We start from the raw sequence: 14476 nt of genomic DNA, 5'->3' as shown, positions 1-14476 counted from the left end.
GAATCGGCGCCGCCCGGCTCGCCCTCACGGAAGGATTCGGACGTGCCGCCCCGCCTCGCCGCCGTCGCCGCGCTGCCCCGGCTCGGCCTGCGCCCGCTCACGCCCGTCCCGCCGGACGCCCCGGTCTCCTGGGTCGCGGTCAGCGAACTGGAGGATCCGACCGCCTATCTGGAGGGCGGCGAGCTGCTTCTCACGACCGGCATGCGGCTGACCTCGGAGAACGCCGACGAGTACGTGTCGCGGCTGGTGCGCCGTGAGGTCGCGGGCGTCGGGTTCGGGATCGGCGTGGTCCACGACGCGGTGCCTCCCGCGCTGATCTCGGCGGCGCGGACGCACGGCCTGGCGCTGCTGGAGGTCCCGCGCGCTACGCCGTTCATCGCAGTGGGCAAGGCGGTCTCCCGGATGCTCGCCGCCGAGTGGTACGAGGACGTCACGCGCGCCTTCCGGGCCCAGCGGGCCCTGTCCCGCGCCGCGATGGACGGCCCGTCCGCCGTGATCGTCCGGCTGGCCCGCGAGCTGGGCGGCTGGGCGCTGCTGCTGGACGCCACCGGGGCCGTCCGGCACGCGGAACCGCCGTCCGCCGCGTCCCGCGCTCCCGGCCTGGCCCCGGATCTGGCCCGCCTCCGCCCGGCCCCGTCCACGACGGCCCTGAGCGGGTCGGGAGCCCGAGGACGGGCGGTCGTGGGCAGTCTGTCCCTCGTGAACGGGGACGCGCACGTGGTCGTCCAGGGGATCGGGCTGGGCGACCGTCCGCTCGGATTCCTCGCGGTCGGGACCCCGGAACCGCTGCCGCACGTGGCGCACACGATCGTGGGCGCCGCCGCCGCGCTTCTGACGCTGCGTTCGGAGACACCCCGCTCGGGCCGCGATCTCCGGGCCGCCCTGGCCGCCGCCTTGCTCGACCTCCCGGCGCCGGACAGGGCCGCGCCGCGCTTCCCCGCGTCCGTCCTGGCCTGCGCGAACACCGCCATCGTGGACGCCCTGGAGGCCGATCCGCTCGGCGACCGCTGCCTGGCCCTCCCCCGCCCCGGGCACGTCGTGGTGATCGCCCCCTCGCCCGACGTCCGCCGGGTCGCGGCCCTCGCGAACGGCCCGGTCGGGGTGAGCGAGCCCGCCGCGTCCGCGTCTTCTCTCGGGACTGCGCTCGTCCAGGCCGAACGGGCCCTGGCCGCCGCCCGCCGCACCGGCGAGCCCCTCGGATACGACGAACTCCCAGGTCAGGGCCTTCTCGGCGTCCTCGACCCGAACCTCGCCCAGGGCTTCGCGGACGCCCTGCTCGCTCCCCTGCGCGCCGAACCGTCCCTCCTGACGTCCCTGCGCGCTTACCTGGCCGCCGGCGGACGCCTCGAAGAGGCCTCGCGCGACCTGGACGTCCACCGGCACACGCTGCGCACCCGCGTCCGGCGCGTCTCCGAGCTCCTGGGCCGTGACCTGGACGATCCGGGCGTCCGGGCCGAGCTGTGGGTGGCACTCGCCGTCACGGACAACGCGGCCGGTCCGATTGGCCTGACCGGCGCATCCGACCTGGAGTAAGCAGAGATAACGTCGGTTCTATGGACGTGACTCCTTTCTGGCTCGCCGGGCGCCCCGAGACCGGCACCGAAACCCTCGTCGTGACGCACCCGTACGACGGCCGCGAGGTCGGCGTCGTGGCCGTGCCCACGCCCGAGCAGGTCGAGGAGGCCGTGGCGGCGGCCCACGCCGTCCGCGATCAGGCCGCCGCCCTGCCCGTCCACGTGCGCGCGGACGCGCTCATGCACGTCTCCCGCCGCCTCTACGAGCGGCTGGAGGAGATCGCCCGGCTGATCACCTCCGAGAACGGCAAGCCGCTCATGTGGGCGCGCGTCGAGGTCAAGCGCGCCGTGTCGGTGTTCCGCTTCGCGGCCGAGGAGGCCCGCCGCTGGTCCCCGACCATGCAGCGCCTCGACACCGAGCCGGGCGGCGTCGGCCGCATCGTCTACGTGGACCGCGTCCCCAAGGGCCCCGTACTCGGCATCGCGCCGTTCAACTTCCCGCTGAACCTCACCGCGCACAAGGTCGCCCCGGCGATCGCGGCGGGCGCGCCGATCATCGTCAAGCCCGCCCCGGCGACCCCGCTGTCCGCGCTCGTCCTGGGCGAGATCCTCGCCGAGACCGACCTGCCCGCGGGCATGGTCTCGGTGCTGACCGTCCCGAACGACCGCGCCTCGGACCTCGTGGACGACCCGCGCCTGCCGATCGTGTCGTTCACCGGCTCCGTCCCGGTCGGCTGGTCGATCAACGACCGTGTCCCGCGCAAGCACGTCACCCTCGAACTGGGCGGCAACGGCGCGGCCGTCGTCCTGCCGGACGCCGACATCGACTGGGCCGCGTCCCGCATCGGCCTGTTCTCGAACTACCAGGCCGGGCAGTCCTGCATCGCCGTCCAGCGCGTCTACGTCGACGAGACCGTCCTCGACGAGTTCCTGCCGAAGCTGACCGAGACCGTGGAAGCCCTGGTCACCGGCGACCCGTGGGACGACAAGACCCAGGTCGGCCCGCTGGTCAGCGAGGCCGCCGCCGAGCGCGTCGAGGCCTGGGTGAACGAGGCCGTCGCGTCCGGCGCGAAGATCGTCGCCGGCGGCACCCGCGAGGGCGCCACCTACGCCCCGACGATCCTCACCGACGTCCCCGAGGACGCCAAGGTCCTCCGCGAGGAGATCTTCGGCCCCGTCCTGGTCGTCCAGAAGACCTCCGGTGTGGACGAGGCCTTCGCCAAGGTCAACGACTCCAAGTTCGGCCTCCAGGCGGGCGTCTTCACCCGGAACGTCGACGTCGCCTTCCGCGCCCACCGCGAGCTGAACGTCGGCGGCGTGATCATCGGCGACGTCCCGTCCTACCGCGCCGACCAGATGCCCTACGGCGGCGTCAAGGACTCCGGCGTCGGCCGCGAGGGCCTCCACTCCGCCATGACCGACTACACCGAAGAAAAGATCATGGTCCTCACCGGCCTCCCCCTCTGATTTCCCCTGGCGGCCGGGGCCCTCGGGCGGCCCCGGCCGTCAGCCACAATGACCGGCGTGCCCCCTATCTCGCCCGTCCTGCTCGGCCTGGCGGCCAACCCGTCGCTGCCGCCCGTCCTGCTGCCCCGCCTGATCGCGCTCGACGCCCCGGACCTGGCCTCCGAACTGGCCAGACGCGACGACCTCACCGCCGCGCAGGCCCTCGTCCTGATCGCCACGGACGAGTCGTGCGCATGGTCACTAGCCGAAACCCTGAACCCGGACGACCTCGACCCGGCGACCTTCCCCGAAGCGGCCCTCGCGCTGCTGGACCAAGGCCACGGCCGCCCCGAATGGGCCCGCCTCCTGGCGGTCGACCCGGACCCCAGGCGCCGCGCCCGGCTCACCGACTGCCCGAACCTCCCCGCCGACGTCCAGTACACCCTCGCTCGCGACAAGGACCCCCAGGTCGTCGAGGAACTCGCCTGGACAGCCCTGCCCGAGCTCGCCGCCGCGCTCGCCCTGCATCCGCACGCCGGCGTCCGGACCGGCGTCGCCGCCAACCCCGCGACCCCGCCGTCCCTCCTCGCATCGCTGCTCACCGGTCACGGCCTTCCCCCGGCCGTCCGTTGCGAGGTCTGCGAGCGGGAGGAGATCCCGTTCGTCCACGACCCGTCCTGCCCGCACATCGACTGCCACTTGCCGCCCGGCGCGGCGTGCGACGGCTCGCACCAGTCCACCGTCCAGGTGACGCGCCAGCAGGCGCTGGAGAACCCGTCCACCCCGACCTCGGCGGCCATGTCGTTCGCGGACAGCCCGTTCTACTCGCTCCGCTACGCGCTCGCGTCCCGCGCCGACCTGACCCCCGAGGCCGCCGAACGGCTCGCCACCAGCAGCGAACCGGGCGTGCTCGGCCAGCTGGCCGCCAACCCCGCGATCAGCACGTCCCTGATGCGCACGTTCGCCACGTCGACGGACTCGTTCATCCGCCGCTCCCTGGCGTTCAACCCGCGCGTCCCCCTCGACGCCCTGGCCGCCCTGGCCCCGATCACCAAGCTCGGCACCACCAACGCCCTCCCCCGCGTGCTGGCCGCCTCCCCCGACGAGACCGAGGCCATGGCGACCTCCCCGAACCCGGCCGTCCGCATGCTGATCGCGGCCCGCCGGGACCTCCCCGCCACGCTCCGCGACGCCCTGGCCGACGACCCCGACGCCAAGGTCGTCAAGGCCATCGCCCCGCACCCCGGCCTCACCGCACCCCAGCTCCGCACCATGCTCGACCGGCACGGCCTCCGCATCGCGATCAAACTGGCGTCCAACCCGGAAACCCCATCCGACGTCCTGGAGACCCTGGCCGCCCAGCACCCCACCCGAAAGACCCTCGCCACAATCGCCGAACACCCCAACGCCACCCCACCCGCCCTGACGGCCTGCCTGGCCGACCCCAGAGCCAGACACCTCGCCGCGGCCCACCCCACACTCCCGCTCGAAACCATCGTCGCCTTGCTCAGCGACCCGATCCCAGAGGTGGCCGAATCCGCCGCCTCCAACCCGTCCCTCCCACCCCACGAAATGCGAAACCTCCTCACCACCCCGTGACGAGAAGGCGAAGCCGTGGCCATCACCGCGCGCGAAGCACGCGAACACCTGGAAGCTCTGATCCAAAAGGTCAACGACGACGCGAAGGCGATGAAGATCGTCTCCCCGACCGAAAGCGCCTATCTCGTACCGGCGGACGAGTACGAGGCCCTGCGGGAGACCGCCCACCTGCTGCGCTCTCCGGAGAACGCCCGCCGACTCCCCACCTCCCTGCAAGAGGCCCTGCAGTACCCCAAATAACCTCCTTCGCCTGACTTCCATCCAATTTATTGCGCCATTTTCGAACGCCACGCCGATTCGCTGCTCGAATCCAAGGAAATTCAGCTCGACTGCGCCCCACTCCCACCACGCCCGACTTAAGCTGCTCCACGAAGCCCCCTGGAGGGACCCCCTTACTACAAATGGGAGTCGCCGATGCCCGCCGCCGACTTTCTCGACCCCTTCGCCTCCCTCTGGAACGCCATGGGCGTCCAGCTGCGGCACGAGCGGAAGCTGCGAGGAGTGACGCTGGACGATGTCGCAAAGATCATCGACGCCGACCGGCAGCGCGTAGGAAACTACGAAGCCGGACGCCTGAAGCTCACCAAACTGCACGTCGAAGCACTCGACGAGGCCGCCCTCACCCCGCCGATCAGCGACGACGTCGTCCGCGAGCAGTTGCAGGCACTCCTGGATCTCAGCGAGCGCGCCAGCCTCCGAATCCTGCCCGCCTCGGAATGGCACGTCGGATACTCGGGGAGTTTCGAGCTGATCACGACACTCGCCGGAACGCTGGTGGGCTACATGTGGGCCCAACTGGGCGGAAAAGTCGTACTTGATGGGCTCGAAGTGAGAGAACTCGGGCTACGGTATGACCGAATGAGCGCGATGGCCCTCTCAGAGTCGGCCACGCGGGATCGCCTCATGCAGAAGTTGGAGAGCTTGCAGTGACCGAATGGCGAAAGAGCAGCCACAGCGGCGGCAGCAGCAGCGGCGACTGCGTCGAACTCGCCGGCCTGGGAACCACCGTCGGCATGCGCGACAGCAAGGACCCCGAGGGCCCACGCCTCGAACTGGACACCACGGGCTTCGCGGACCTCGTCAGCGCCGTCAAGGCCCACACCCCAGCCTGACGTCCACCCCGAAGCATCAACGGGCCCGCCCTCAAGGCGGGCCCGTTTCGCTTTGCCCAGGCGAACCCGCCTTAGCGCACACGGGGGTCCAAGTAGACAAGCCCCGTTCGACCGTCCGCGACCCATGCCATGACACCACCATTCAAGCAGACATATACGGGCGCTCCCGACTTTATGGGCGACAAGAACGGACGTTTGTTCGAACGAAACTGCATTCGGTGGCCCACTTGCCGAAATCGCACAACGTATTGACTCGAACACCATTAACGTTCACCACATGCCCCCTTCAAAAGATCACGAGATTCCTCTCGAATACTTCCGGAACCGGCCCGAGCTGGCCCGGAAGGTCGCGACCGACGTGTTCGGCCTGGACGTACCGGACGACCTGAGCTGGCAGATGGGCCCCGAGACCGTCACCGACCTCGGGCCGCAGCAGATCACCCTGGACATCTCGTTGATCGGCTCGTCCGCCAAGAATCCCCGGCGCGCGATCGTTCACGAGGTGCAGCGCAGCGCGGGCCGGAAGGACCTGGAACGCATCTCCTACTCGTGGCCGGAGTACGTGACCAGCATCCGGCGCCGTTTCCAGTGCCCGACGACCATCATGGCCCTCTGCCCGACCTCGTCCATCGCGCAGCGCGTCCGCGCTCCCATGAAGACCGGCCACCCCGGGTTCGACTTGAAGGTGCTGGCCTACACACCGCACGACCTCAAGCCGATCGTCGATCCTGCCCAGGCCAAGGAGTGTCCGGAATGGGTCCTCCTCTCGGCCCCGGCACACGCCGACGAAGGCGGACCGCCCGTCCTGGAGGCGATGGCCGCAGCCCTGCAGGTCACCAACGAGGATTTTCGGGGACAGTACTATGACTACGTGCTGGGCCACCTGTCGGAAGCCGCACGACGCACCCTGGAGGCCATCATGAAGACGGACGCCTACAAGCCGCAGAGCGACTGGGGCCGCCAGATCTGGTCCGAAGGCGAAGCCACGGGCGAGGCCAAGGGCAAGGCCACGGCGCTGCTGGCGGTGCTGCGGTCGCGTGGGATCGAGGTTCCGACCGCGGCGGCCGATCGGATCAACGCGTGCACCGACCTGGACGTGCTCGATGGGTGGCTTCGCAAGGTCGCCTTTGTCGGGAACGCTGAGGCGCTGTTCGACTGACCCGAGCTTGAGTGACTGACCGCGCTTCCTGAGGGTTCTCGGGGGCGCGGTCAGTGGTTTGTGGTGGGGGTTTTCGTCCAGGTGGTGAGGTGGGCGGCGAAGTGGGTGGCGGCTGGGGACGGGGTGGTCGGGAGGACGAGGGCCAGGTGACGTTCGACCTTGGCGTCCTTCAGGGGGATCAGGCGGAGGGTGTCGGTCGGGTCGTCGGCTCTTGGGGTTAGTTGGGTGGGTGGGGCCAGGGCTATGCCGAGGCCCGCTTCGACTAGGTCGCGGAGGAGTTGCCAGTCGGCCACCTCGCAGACGATGCGGCGGGGGACGGCGGCTTCGGTGAAGGCGGCGTCGGTGCGGAGGCGGGTCGTCCAGGCGGGGTCGGTTTCGACGAAGGGTTCGTTCGCGAGGTCTTGGAGGGTGACGGTCGCGCGGGTGGCCAGGGGGTGGGTCGCGGGGACGGCCACCTGGAGTTCTTCGGATAGGAGGTGGACGGCGCGGAGGCCCTCGGGCAGGGGGCCTATCTGGTCGAAGATCGCGCAGTCGAGTTCGCCGTCGGCGACCTTGGCGGCGAGGCCGGTGCCGGGGATCTGGCGGACGGAGACGTCCAGCGCGGGGTGGGCTCGGGCGAAGGCGACCAGGAGCTCCGGGAGTGGGAGCAGGCGCGGGTTGATCGGGTAGGTGCCGATCCGGAGCCGGCCGGAGAGCAGGCCGCGGACGTCCTGGACGGCCTGACGCGCGGCTTCCGCGGATTCCAGGGTGCGGCGGGCGGCCGGGAGGAGCGCGGCGCCCTCGGCGGTGAGCCGGACGGGGCGGCTGCCGCGGACGAAGAGTTCCGCGCCGACCTCGCGTTCCAGGGCGCGGACCGAGGACGACAGGCCGGACTGGACGATCAGTTCGCGGTCGGCCGCGCGGGTGAAGTTCCGTTCCTCGGCGAGTGCGACGAAATGGCGGAGGTGGCGTAGCTCCATGGGCTCATTATCTCCAGGAGAGATGAAAAGTATCTCCACTTGCTGTTCTGGAGGGGGTTGGAAGGGGCGCGGGGGCTTGCTTGTCTGGAGGGGTTCCCGTTCGAATGGAGTTGGTATGCCCGTTGTTTCCCTGATCCGGAGCCCTGCGCGCGAGGACGCGCGGGCGCCCATGCGCGCGTTCTGGGTCACCGCTGCGGCGTTCGCGGTGGTGATGGCGTTCGGGACGGCGCCGACGCCGCTGTGGCCGTTGTTCGCGGCACGGGACGGGTTCGGGCCGACGATGGTGACGGTGGCGTTCGCGGCGATCGTCGTCGGGACGGCCACCGGGTTCCTGCTGCTCGGGCACCTGTCGGACCGGCACGGACGGCGGATGGTGATCGTCCCGGCGTTGCTGGTCACGACGGCCTCGGCCGTGCTGTTCGTGGTCTGGCACGGGCTGGCGGGGGTGATCGTCGCGCGGGTGCTGAACGGGGTCGGGACGGGCCTGATGGCGGCGACCGCGACGGCCTATCTGGCGGATCTGTATCGGCGCGCCCATCCGGATCGTCCGCTTTCGCGGGTTCCGGGGGTCGTCGCGGCGTCGGCGAACCTGGGCGGGCTGGCGCTCGGGCCGCTGGTCGCCGGGGTGCTGGGCGCGTGGGCGCCGAGGCCGCTGGCCACGACGTTCGTGGTGTTCGCGGTGACGATGACGGCGCTCGCCGTCGTCCTCTGGCTGGACGCGCCGGAGACGGTGGACGGGTCGGAACGCGTGCCGCGCCGGTTCGGGCTGCGGGACGGAGCGGGCGCCATGTTCGCCGGGGCGGCCGGGACGGGCGCGTTCGCGTTCGGGGTGATGGGCTTCTTCTCGTCGCTGAGCGCGGTGATGCTGCGGAGCGAGCTCGGCGAGACGTCGGTGTTCGCGGCCGGGATGCCCGGTTTCGCGCTGTTCGCGGCGAGCGCGGTCGTCCAGCTGACGGCGGGCGGCTGGTCCGGGGCGCGGATGTCGGCGTTCGGTGTCGTGCTGTTCCCGGCGGGGCTCGCGCTGACCGTCCTGTCGCTGTACCGGCCGTCGCTCGCGGTGTTCCTGGTCGCGGCGACGGTCACGGGTGCGGGCGCCGGGCTGCTGTTCAAGGCGTCGCTGGCGGACGCGGCCGAGGCGGCGCGGCCCGAGTCGCGGGCCGGGGTCCTCGCGGTGTTCTTCGCGATCGCCTATGTGGGGCTGGGGCTCCCGTCGATCCTGTTCTCGGCCGCGCAGCGCCACTTCGGGCTGAACGCGTCCATGGTGTGGTTCGCCGTGCTGCTCTCGGCGGGCGCGGTCGCGACCGTCGTCCTCGCGCGCCGCAGATAGCGGAGGGGCGGACCCGTGCGGGCGGGTCCGCCCCATCGCGTGGGCGGTCCGCCCTCCGCCAAGCGGGCGGGCCCGCCCTCCGGATCGCCGGTCAGGCGAGGGTGACGGTGACCGGCATCTCCTTGATGCCGTTCACGAAGTTGGAGCGGACGCGCCGGACGTCGCCCGCGAGGCGGATGTCGGCGAGCCGCGGCAGCAGCTCCTCGAACATGACGCGCAGCTCAAGGCGGGCGAGCGCGTTGCCCAGGCAGAAGTGCGGGCTGCCCTTGCCGAAGGTGATGTGGTCGTTCGGCGTGCGGGTCACGTCGAAGACGTCGGGGTTCTCGAAGACGTCCTCGTCGCGGTTGCCGGACGCGAACCAGAGGACGACCTTGTCGCCCTCGCGGATCGTCTTGTCGCGCAGCTCGACGTCGCGGGTGGCCGTCCGGCGGAAGTGGTACACCGGGGAGGCGAAGCGCAGGAACTCCTCGACGGCCTGCTCCATGAGCGCGGGGTTCGCGCGCAGGAGGTCGGCCTGCCCGGGGTTGTCGATGAGGGCGCGCATGGTGTGCGTGATGGCGTGCCGGGTGGTCTCGTTGCCCGCGACGACCAGCAGCAGGAAGTAGTTGTCGAAGTCGTGCCCGGACAGCGGCTCGCCGTCCAGGGGCATCTCGTTGACCAGCTTGGACACCAGGTCCTCGCCGTTCCCGCCACGGCGCTTCTGCGCGAGGTCGCGGCCGTACTCGAAGACCTCGAGGGCGGCGGGCGAGCGGAACGGCAGGTCCTTGTACTTCTCCGACTCGGCGCTGTGGATGACGACGTCGGCGTACTCGGGGTCCTGGTTGGCGATGATCCGGTTGCCCCACTCGATGAGCCGGGTGGTGTCGTCCTCCGGGACGTCCATCATGCGGGCCAGGACGTTGATCGGGAAGTCGGCGGCGACGTCCTTGACGAAGTCGAACGTGCCCTTGGCGAGGGCGCGGTCGAGCGTCCGGGCGGTGAGGCCGCGCAGGAACGTCTCGTACCCGGCGACGGCGCGCGGGGTGAACTGGCGCTGCAGGACGCGGCGCAGCGCGTGGTGGCGCGGGCCGTCGGTCTCCAGCAGCGAGCGGCGGATGCCCGCCTGCCGCTCGTCCACCTCCTCCAGGTTCACGAACTTGGTGGAGGTGAAGGTCTCGGCGTCGCGGTCGACCCGGACGATGTCGGCGTGCTTGGTCAGCGACCAGAAGCCGCTGCCGCCGTCGTGCTCGGGCGTCCAGTGGACGGGGTCGGTGCGGCGCAGGTCGGCGAAGATCCGGTAGGGGGTCGCGCCGTCCAGGAACAGGTCCGGGTCGGCGAGGTCCAGGGACGTCGCGGTGCTCAAGCGGTGCTCCTTCTCAGAGGTGGTAGGCGTACTCGCGGAACTCCCAGTCGGTGACGTACCGCTGGAAACGCTCCACCTCGTCGCGCTTGTAGGTCAGGAAGGCCCGGACGAACGCCTCGCCGAGCACGGTGGTCAGGTCGGTGTCCGCCTCCAGCGCGTCGAGCGCCGCGGGCAGGTCGGCGGGCAGCAGCGGGGAGCGCTCGGCGTCGTAGCCGTAGCCCTCCAGCGGCGCCGGGCACTCGAGCTTGTCGCGGACGCCGAGGTGCACGGCGGCGACCAGGCCCGCGATGCCGAGGTAGGGGTTGGCGGTCGCGTCGCCGAGGCGGACCTCCAGGCGGGTCGCGGCGCCGCGCTCCGGCGGGATGCGCACCATCGCGCTGCGGTTGTCCAGGCCCCAGTCGATCAGCCAGGGCGCGAGCGTGTCCGGCCCGAACCGCTTGTAGGAGTTGACCGTCGGGTTGAACAGCGCGGCTAGCGCGGGCGCGTGGGCGAGGACGCCCGCGATGGCGTGCCGCGCGGTGTCGGACAGGCCGTGCTCGCCGGTCTCGTCCGCGAAGACGTTACGTCCGTCCTCGTCGCAGACCGACAGGTGGACGTGGAAGCCGGAGCCGCCCTCGTCGTTGAACGGCTTGGCCATGAACGTGGCGAGCCGTCCGTCCTGGCGGGCGATCTCCTTGACGGCGGACTTGAAGCGGAAGGCGCGGTCGGCGGCGTCGAGGGCCTCGGAGTGGTTCAGGTTGATCTCGAACTGGCCGCCGCAGAACTCGTGGTTGCCCATGGTCGCGCCGATCCCGTACCTCTTCAGGTGGCGCAGCGTGGACAGCAGGTGGCCGTCGGGGTCGCCCTTGCGTCCGGCGACGTAGACGTTGCCCGTGGCGTCGCCGTAGCGGCGCCATCCGGTCGGGCTCTGCGCGTCGGGCTCGCAGAGGAAGTACTCCAGCTCCGGGCCGGCGACGGCGGTCATGCCGGTCGCGCCGAGCGCGGCGGTGACGCGGCGGAGCACCTCGCGCGGGCCCTCGGGGCACATCTCCTCGCCCTCGGGCTCGTGCGCGTCGCCGAGGCAGTGCGCGACGCCCGGCTCCCACGGGATCGGGGCGAGGGTCGACAGGTCCGGGACGACCTTGATGTCGGGAAGTCCGGCCTCAAGGCCCTCGGGGACCGGGACCACGTCGCCCATCGGCGAGGTGTGGTACACCGCCCGGCAGAACGCCAGGCCGTGCTCCATCACGCCGGGCAGCTGCTCGACCAGGACGTCCCGGGCGCGCTCGGTGCCGATGAGGTCGGAGTAGGCGACGCGGACGACGTCGATCCCGTCCGCGACGAGCCGCTCCACGACGGACGCGACATCCGTGTCGGAACCGGGGGCGGCGTGGTCACGGGCCGCGTCGAGTGGGTTGTTCACCGTCGAACACTCCCTGCACGGGGGGTCATTTGAGCCCAAACCATATGGGCCGAAGTAAGCGCTGACAAGACCTCGTGGCGACCGAAATCCGTCCCGGCCCTGGTCATGTCCCGGGCCCGCAGATAACGTACGGACCCAAACGAACCCCCGAAGGAGCAGCATGGACGTGCACGGCTTCCTGCACCCCCGAACCGCGACGGGCCGGTCGTCGCTGATCCCCGGCCCGCCGTGGCACTACTCCGGCGACCTGCTCACGATCGAGTACCGGACGGACCCGGCGCGGGTGGCAGAGCTGCTGCCCGCGCCGCTGTCCCTCGCGGACGAGGACCCGGGCGCGGTCGCGCTGATCTGGGCGGACTGGCAGTCGAGCTCGGCCTCGGGCGAGGAGCTGCTCGACCCCGTGCGCGCGCAGTACAAGGAGTGCTTCGTCGTCGTCCGCTGCTCCTTCGAGGGACGGACGTACTCGCGCTGCGTCTACATCTGGGTCGACAAGGACTTCGCCATCGCGCGCGGCCTGCACCAGGGCTACCCGAAGAAGCTCGGCTCGATCCACCAGACGCGTCCGCACCCGTTCGGCGGGGCCGCGCCGCGCATCGCCGAGGGCGGACGGTTCGGCGCGACCCTCGCCGCCGCCGACCGGCGCCTGGCCGAGGCCGTGGTGACGCTGCGCGAGCCGTCGGAGACCAACGGGTTCGTCAACGGCCACCCGATGGCGCACCACCGCTACCTGCCGAGCATCGAGCTCGGCGGCGGGCCCGCGCTGGACGAGCTGATCGAGTCCGGCGCGTCCTCGTTCGAGGCGGGCCAGGCGTGGCGCGGCGACGCCGAGCTGCGGCTCTTCGAGGCCCCGACCGAGGAGCTGGCGTCCCTCGAGGTGGACGAGATCATCGGCGCCTACTACCGGCAGGTCGGCGTCGTCTGGAACGGCGGCCGCAAGCTCGCCTGACCGCGGAATACAGAGAGCGGCGTGCCGGACCTCCCGGCACGCCGCTTCCTCGTTTCGCGGACGTCAGCCGCGGCCGATGCGCTGGTAGACCTCGGGTCGCCGGACCCGCAGGAAGAGCGCGAACGCCACGCCCACCAGCCCGGACACGAAGATCATGCCGGGCAGGACCCAGACCAGCGGGGAGTTCTTGTCCGCGCCGAGCAGCGCGTCGAAGTTCCGCAGGCAGACGACGAACAGGGCGGCCAGGCCGAGCCCCGCGAGGACGGGCGCGATGAGCCGGTTCCAGAGGTTCTCGTTCCGCGCGTCCTTGAAGAAGAACGCGACGACGGCCGCGGAGGTCAGCGCGAGCAGCAGCATCACGCCGAGCGCGCCGAGGTTGGTGAACCAGTTGAACAGCGTCAGCACCGGGTCCTTGCCGGACGCCGCGAACGCCACGACCACGACGATCGCGAGGACGGTCTGCGTCGCCGATCCCACGTGCGGGGACCGGTGCTTGGCGTGCGTCCGGGCGAGCGGGCCGGGCAGCACGCCGTCCCGTCCGAGCGAGAAGAAGTAGCGCGCGACCGCGTTGTGGAACGAGAGCAGAGCCGCGAACAGGCTCGTGACCAGGAAGAACTGCGCGGTGTCGGAGAACGTCTTGTTGACGTGCTGGGTCGCCAGGCCCCAGACCATCCCCGGCCCCTCCTTGCCCGACCGGTCGATGATCTGGCTCGGGCCGGCGCCGATCGTCATCGCCCACGCGGTGAACGCGTAGAACCCGGCGATGACCGCGACGGCGATGTAGGTCGCGCGGGCGACCGTCCGGCGCGGGTCGCGGCACTCCTCGGCGTAGATCGCGGCGGCCTCGAAGCCCATGAAGCTGGCCATCGCGGCGACCATCGCCGCGCCGGTCGCGCCCGTCTGGACGGCGTCCCAGCCGAGCGGCTGCGCGGTCACGCCGTCCGGCGCGTCGGTGAACTGCGCGAGGTCGAACACCAGGACGGTCAGGAACTCGATCGCGAGCAGGACGCCGAGGACCCGCGCGTTCAGGTCGATCCGGCGGAACCCGAGGACGGCCACGACCGCGACCCCGGCGAGCGCGACGCCCCACCACGGCAGGTCCCAGCCGAGCTTGCTCTTGAGCAGGTCGGCCGTGGTGAAGCCGAAGATCCCGTACAGGCCGACCTGCATGGTGTTGTAGGACAGCAGCGCGATGAACGCCGTCCCGACCCCGGCGACGCGCCCGAGGCCGTGGGTGACGTAGGCGTAGAAGGCCCCGGCGTTGGCGATCGAGCGGCTCATCGCCGCGTATCCGCCGGTGAAGAGGACGAGCAGGGCGCCGAGCACCACGTAGAGGGCCGGGATGCCGAGCGTCCGCGAGACCGCGAACGAGGTGGGCATGCCGCCCGCGGCGACCGTCAGGGGCGCGGACGCGGCGACGACGAAGAACACGATGCCGGGCACGCCGATGCGGCGTCCGGGCTGGTCGGCGGGAGCGGACAGGGGGGATGCGACATCTGAGATCGCCATCAGCGGCTCCAGGCTGGGCGCGGAAGGATCGCCCGGCGGGTGTGTCGGGGGCAGGGGCGCGGATCGCTCGCCATTGCCCGACATGCAGGACAAAAGGGGTCATTTGGCCCCGCACGACTTCCGGGTTGCAGGGATCGTACGGATTCAAACGAGCGCCGACA

At 71.2% G+C, this 14476-nt stretch carries 13 protein-coding genes; 9 read left to right on the top strand and 4 right to left on the bottom strand.

The features are described from left to right. Positions 1–42: 42 nt before the first annotated feature. The 7 genes from AB0L06_RS28950 (at position 43) to AB0L06_RS28920 (ending at position 6830) form a co-directional block, all read left to right on the top strand. Positions 43–1533, top strand: coding sequence for a PucR family transcriptional regulator (locus tag AB0L06_RS28950; protein ID WP_500234273.1), 1491 nt, complete (start codon positions 43–45; stop codon positions 1531–1533). 20 nt (positions 1534–1553) lie between these two features. Continuing rightward, entirely contained in the window at positions 1554–2981 is a 1428-nt protein-coding gene (locus tag AB0L06_RS28945) for an aldehyde dehydrogenase family protein (protein WP_500234272.1), read from the top strand. A gap of 57 nt (positions 2982–3038) precedes the next feature. After that, positions 3039–4559: a hypothetical protein gene (locus AB0L06_RS28940; protein ID WP_500234271.1), complete on the top strand. Its 1521-nt coding sequence runs from the start codon at positions 3039–3041 to the stop codon at positions 4557–4559. Positions 4560–4574: 15 nt separating this feature from the next. After that, on the top strand, positions 4575–4799 hold the full coding sequence (locus AB0L06_RS28935; protein ID WP_500234270.1) for a type II toxin-antitoxin system Phd/YefM family antitoxin: 225 nt from the start codon (positions 4575–4577) through the stop codon (positions 4797–4799). A 174-nt stretch (positions 4800–4973) separates the two neighbouring features. Beyond that, positions 4974–5489, top strand: a complete 516-nt coding sequence (locus AB0L06_RS28930; protein ID WP_500234269.1) for a Scr1 family TA system antitoxin-like transcriptional regulator — start codon at positions 4974–4976, stop codon at positions 5487–5489. Continuing rightward, entirely contained in the window at positions 5486–5671 is a 186-nt protein-coding gene (locus AB0L06_RS28925) for a DUF397 domain-containing protein (RefSeq protein ID WP_500234268.1), read from the top strand. The genes AB0L06_RS28930 and AB0L06_RS28925 overlap by 4 nt, the downstream gene beginning before the upstream one ends. A gap of 277 nt (positions 5672–5948) precedes the next feature. Next, positions 5949–6830, top strand: a complete 882-nt coding sequence (locus AB0L06_RS28920) for a hypothetical protein (protein ID WP_500234267.1) — start codon at positions 5949–5951, stop codon at positions 6828–6830. 50 nt (positions 6831–6880) lie between these two features. Here AB0L06_RS28920 and AB0L06_RS28915 read toward each other — a convergent pair whose 3' ends face one another. Further along, positions 6881–7789, bottom strand: a complete 909-nt coding sequence (locus tag AB0L06_RS28915; RefSeq protein ID WP_500234266.1) for a LysR family transcriptional regulator — start codon at positions 7787–7789, stop codon at positions 6881–6883. Between the two features lie 115 nt (positions 7790–7904). Here AB0L06_RS28915 and AB0L06_RS28910 point away from each other — a divergent pair, with 115 nt between their 5' ends. Continuing rightward, positions 7905–9116: an MFS transporter gene (locus AB0L06_RS28910; protein ID WP_500234265.1), complete on the top strand. Its 1212-nt coding sequence runs from the start codon at positions 7905–7907 to the stop codon at positions 9114–9116. A gap of 91 nt (positions 9117–9207) precedes the next feature. On the opposite strand, the gene AB0L06_RS28905 is transcribed toward AB0L06_RS28910, so the two are convergent. Both AB0L06_RS28905 and AB0L06_RS28900 read right to left on the bottom strand, forming a co-directional pair. Then, on the bottom strand, positions 9208–10458 hold the full coding sequence (locus AB0L06_RS28905) for a cytochrome P450 (RefSeq protein ID WP_500234264.1): 1251 nt from the start codon (positions 10456–10458) through the stop codon (positions 9208–9210). A gap of 13 nt (positions 10459–10471) precedes the next feature. Beyond that, positions 10472–11860, bottom strand: a complete 1389-nt coding sequence (locus AB0L06_RS28900) for a glutamine synthetase family protein (protein WP_500234263.1) — start codon at positions 11858–11860, stop codon at positions 10472–10474. Positions 11861–12020: 160 nt separating this feature from the next. Here AB0L06_RS28900 and AB0L06_RS28895 point away from each other — a divergent pair, with 160 nt between their 5' ends. Next, positions 12021–12806 (top strand): acetoacetate decarboxylase family protein, encoded by a 786-nt coding sequence (locus tag AB0L06_RS28895; protein ID WP_500234262.1) that lies wholly within the window; start codon positions 12021–12023, stop codon positions 12804–12806. Positions 12807–12869: 63 nt separating this feature from the next. Here AB0L06_RS28895 and AB0L06_RS28890 read toward each other — a convergent pair whose 3' ends face one another. Continuing rightward, entirely contained in the window at positions 12870–14315 is a 1446-nt protein-coding gene (locus AB0L06_RS28890) for an APC family permease (RefSeq protein WP_500234261.1), read from the bottom strand. Positions 14316–14476 lie beyond the last annotated feature (161 nt).

Origin of the sequence: Spirillospora sp. NPDC052269 (assembly GCF_040679435.1) — a bacterium.
Classification (GTDB): domain Bacteria; phylum Actinomycetota; class Actinomycetes; order Streptosporangiales; family Streptosporangiaceae; genus Spirillospora.
Note: the sequence above shows the minus strand (reverse complement) of the source record. Positions and strands in the feature narration are given on the sequence as shown.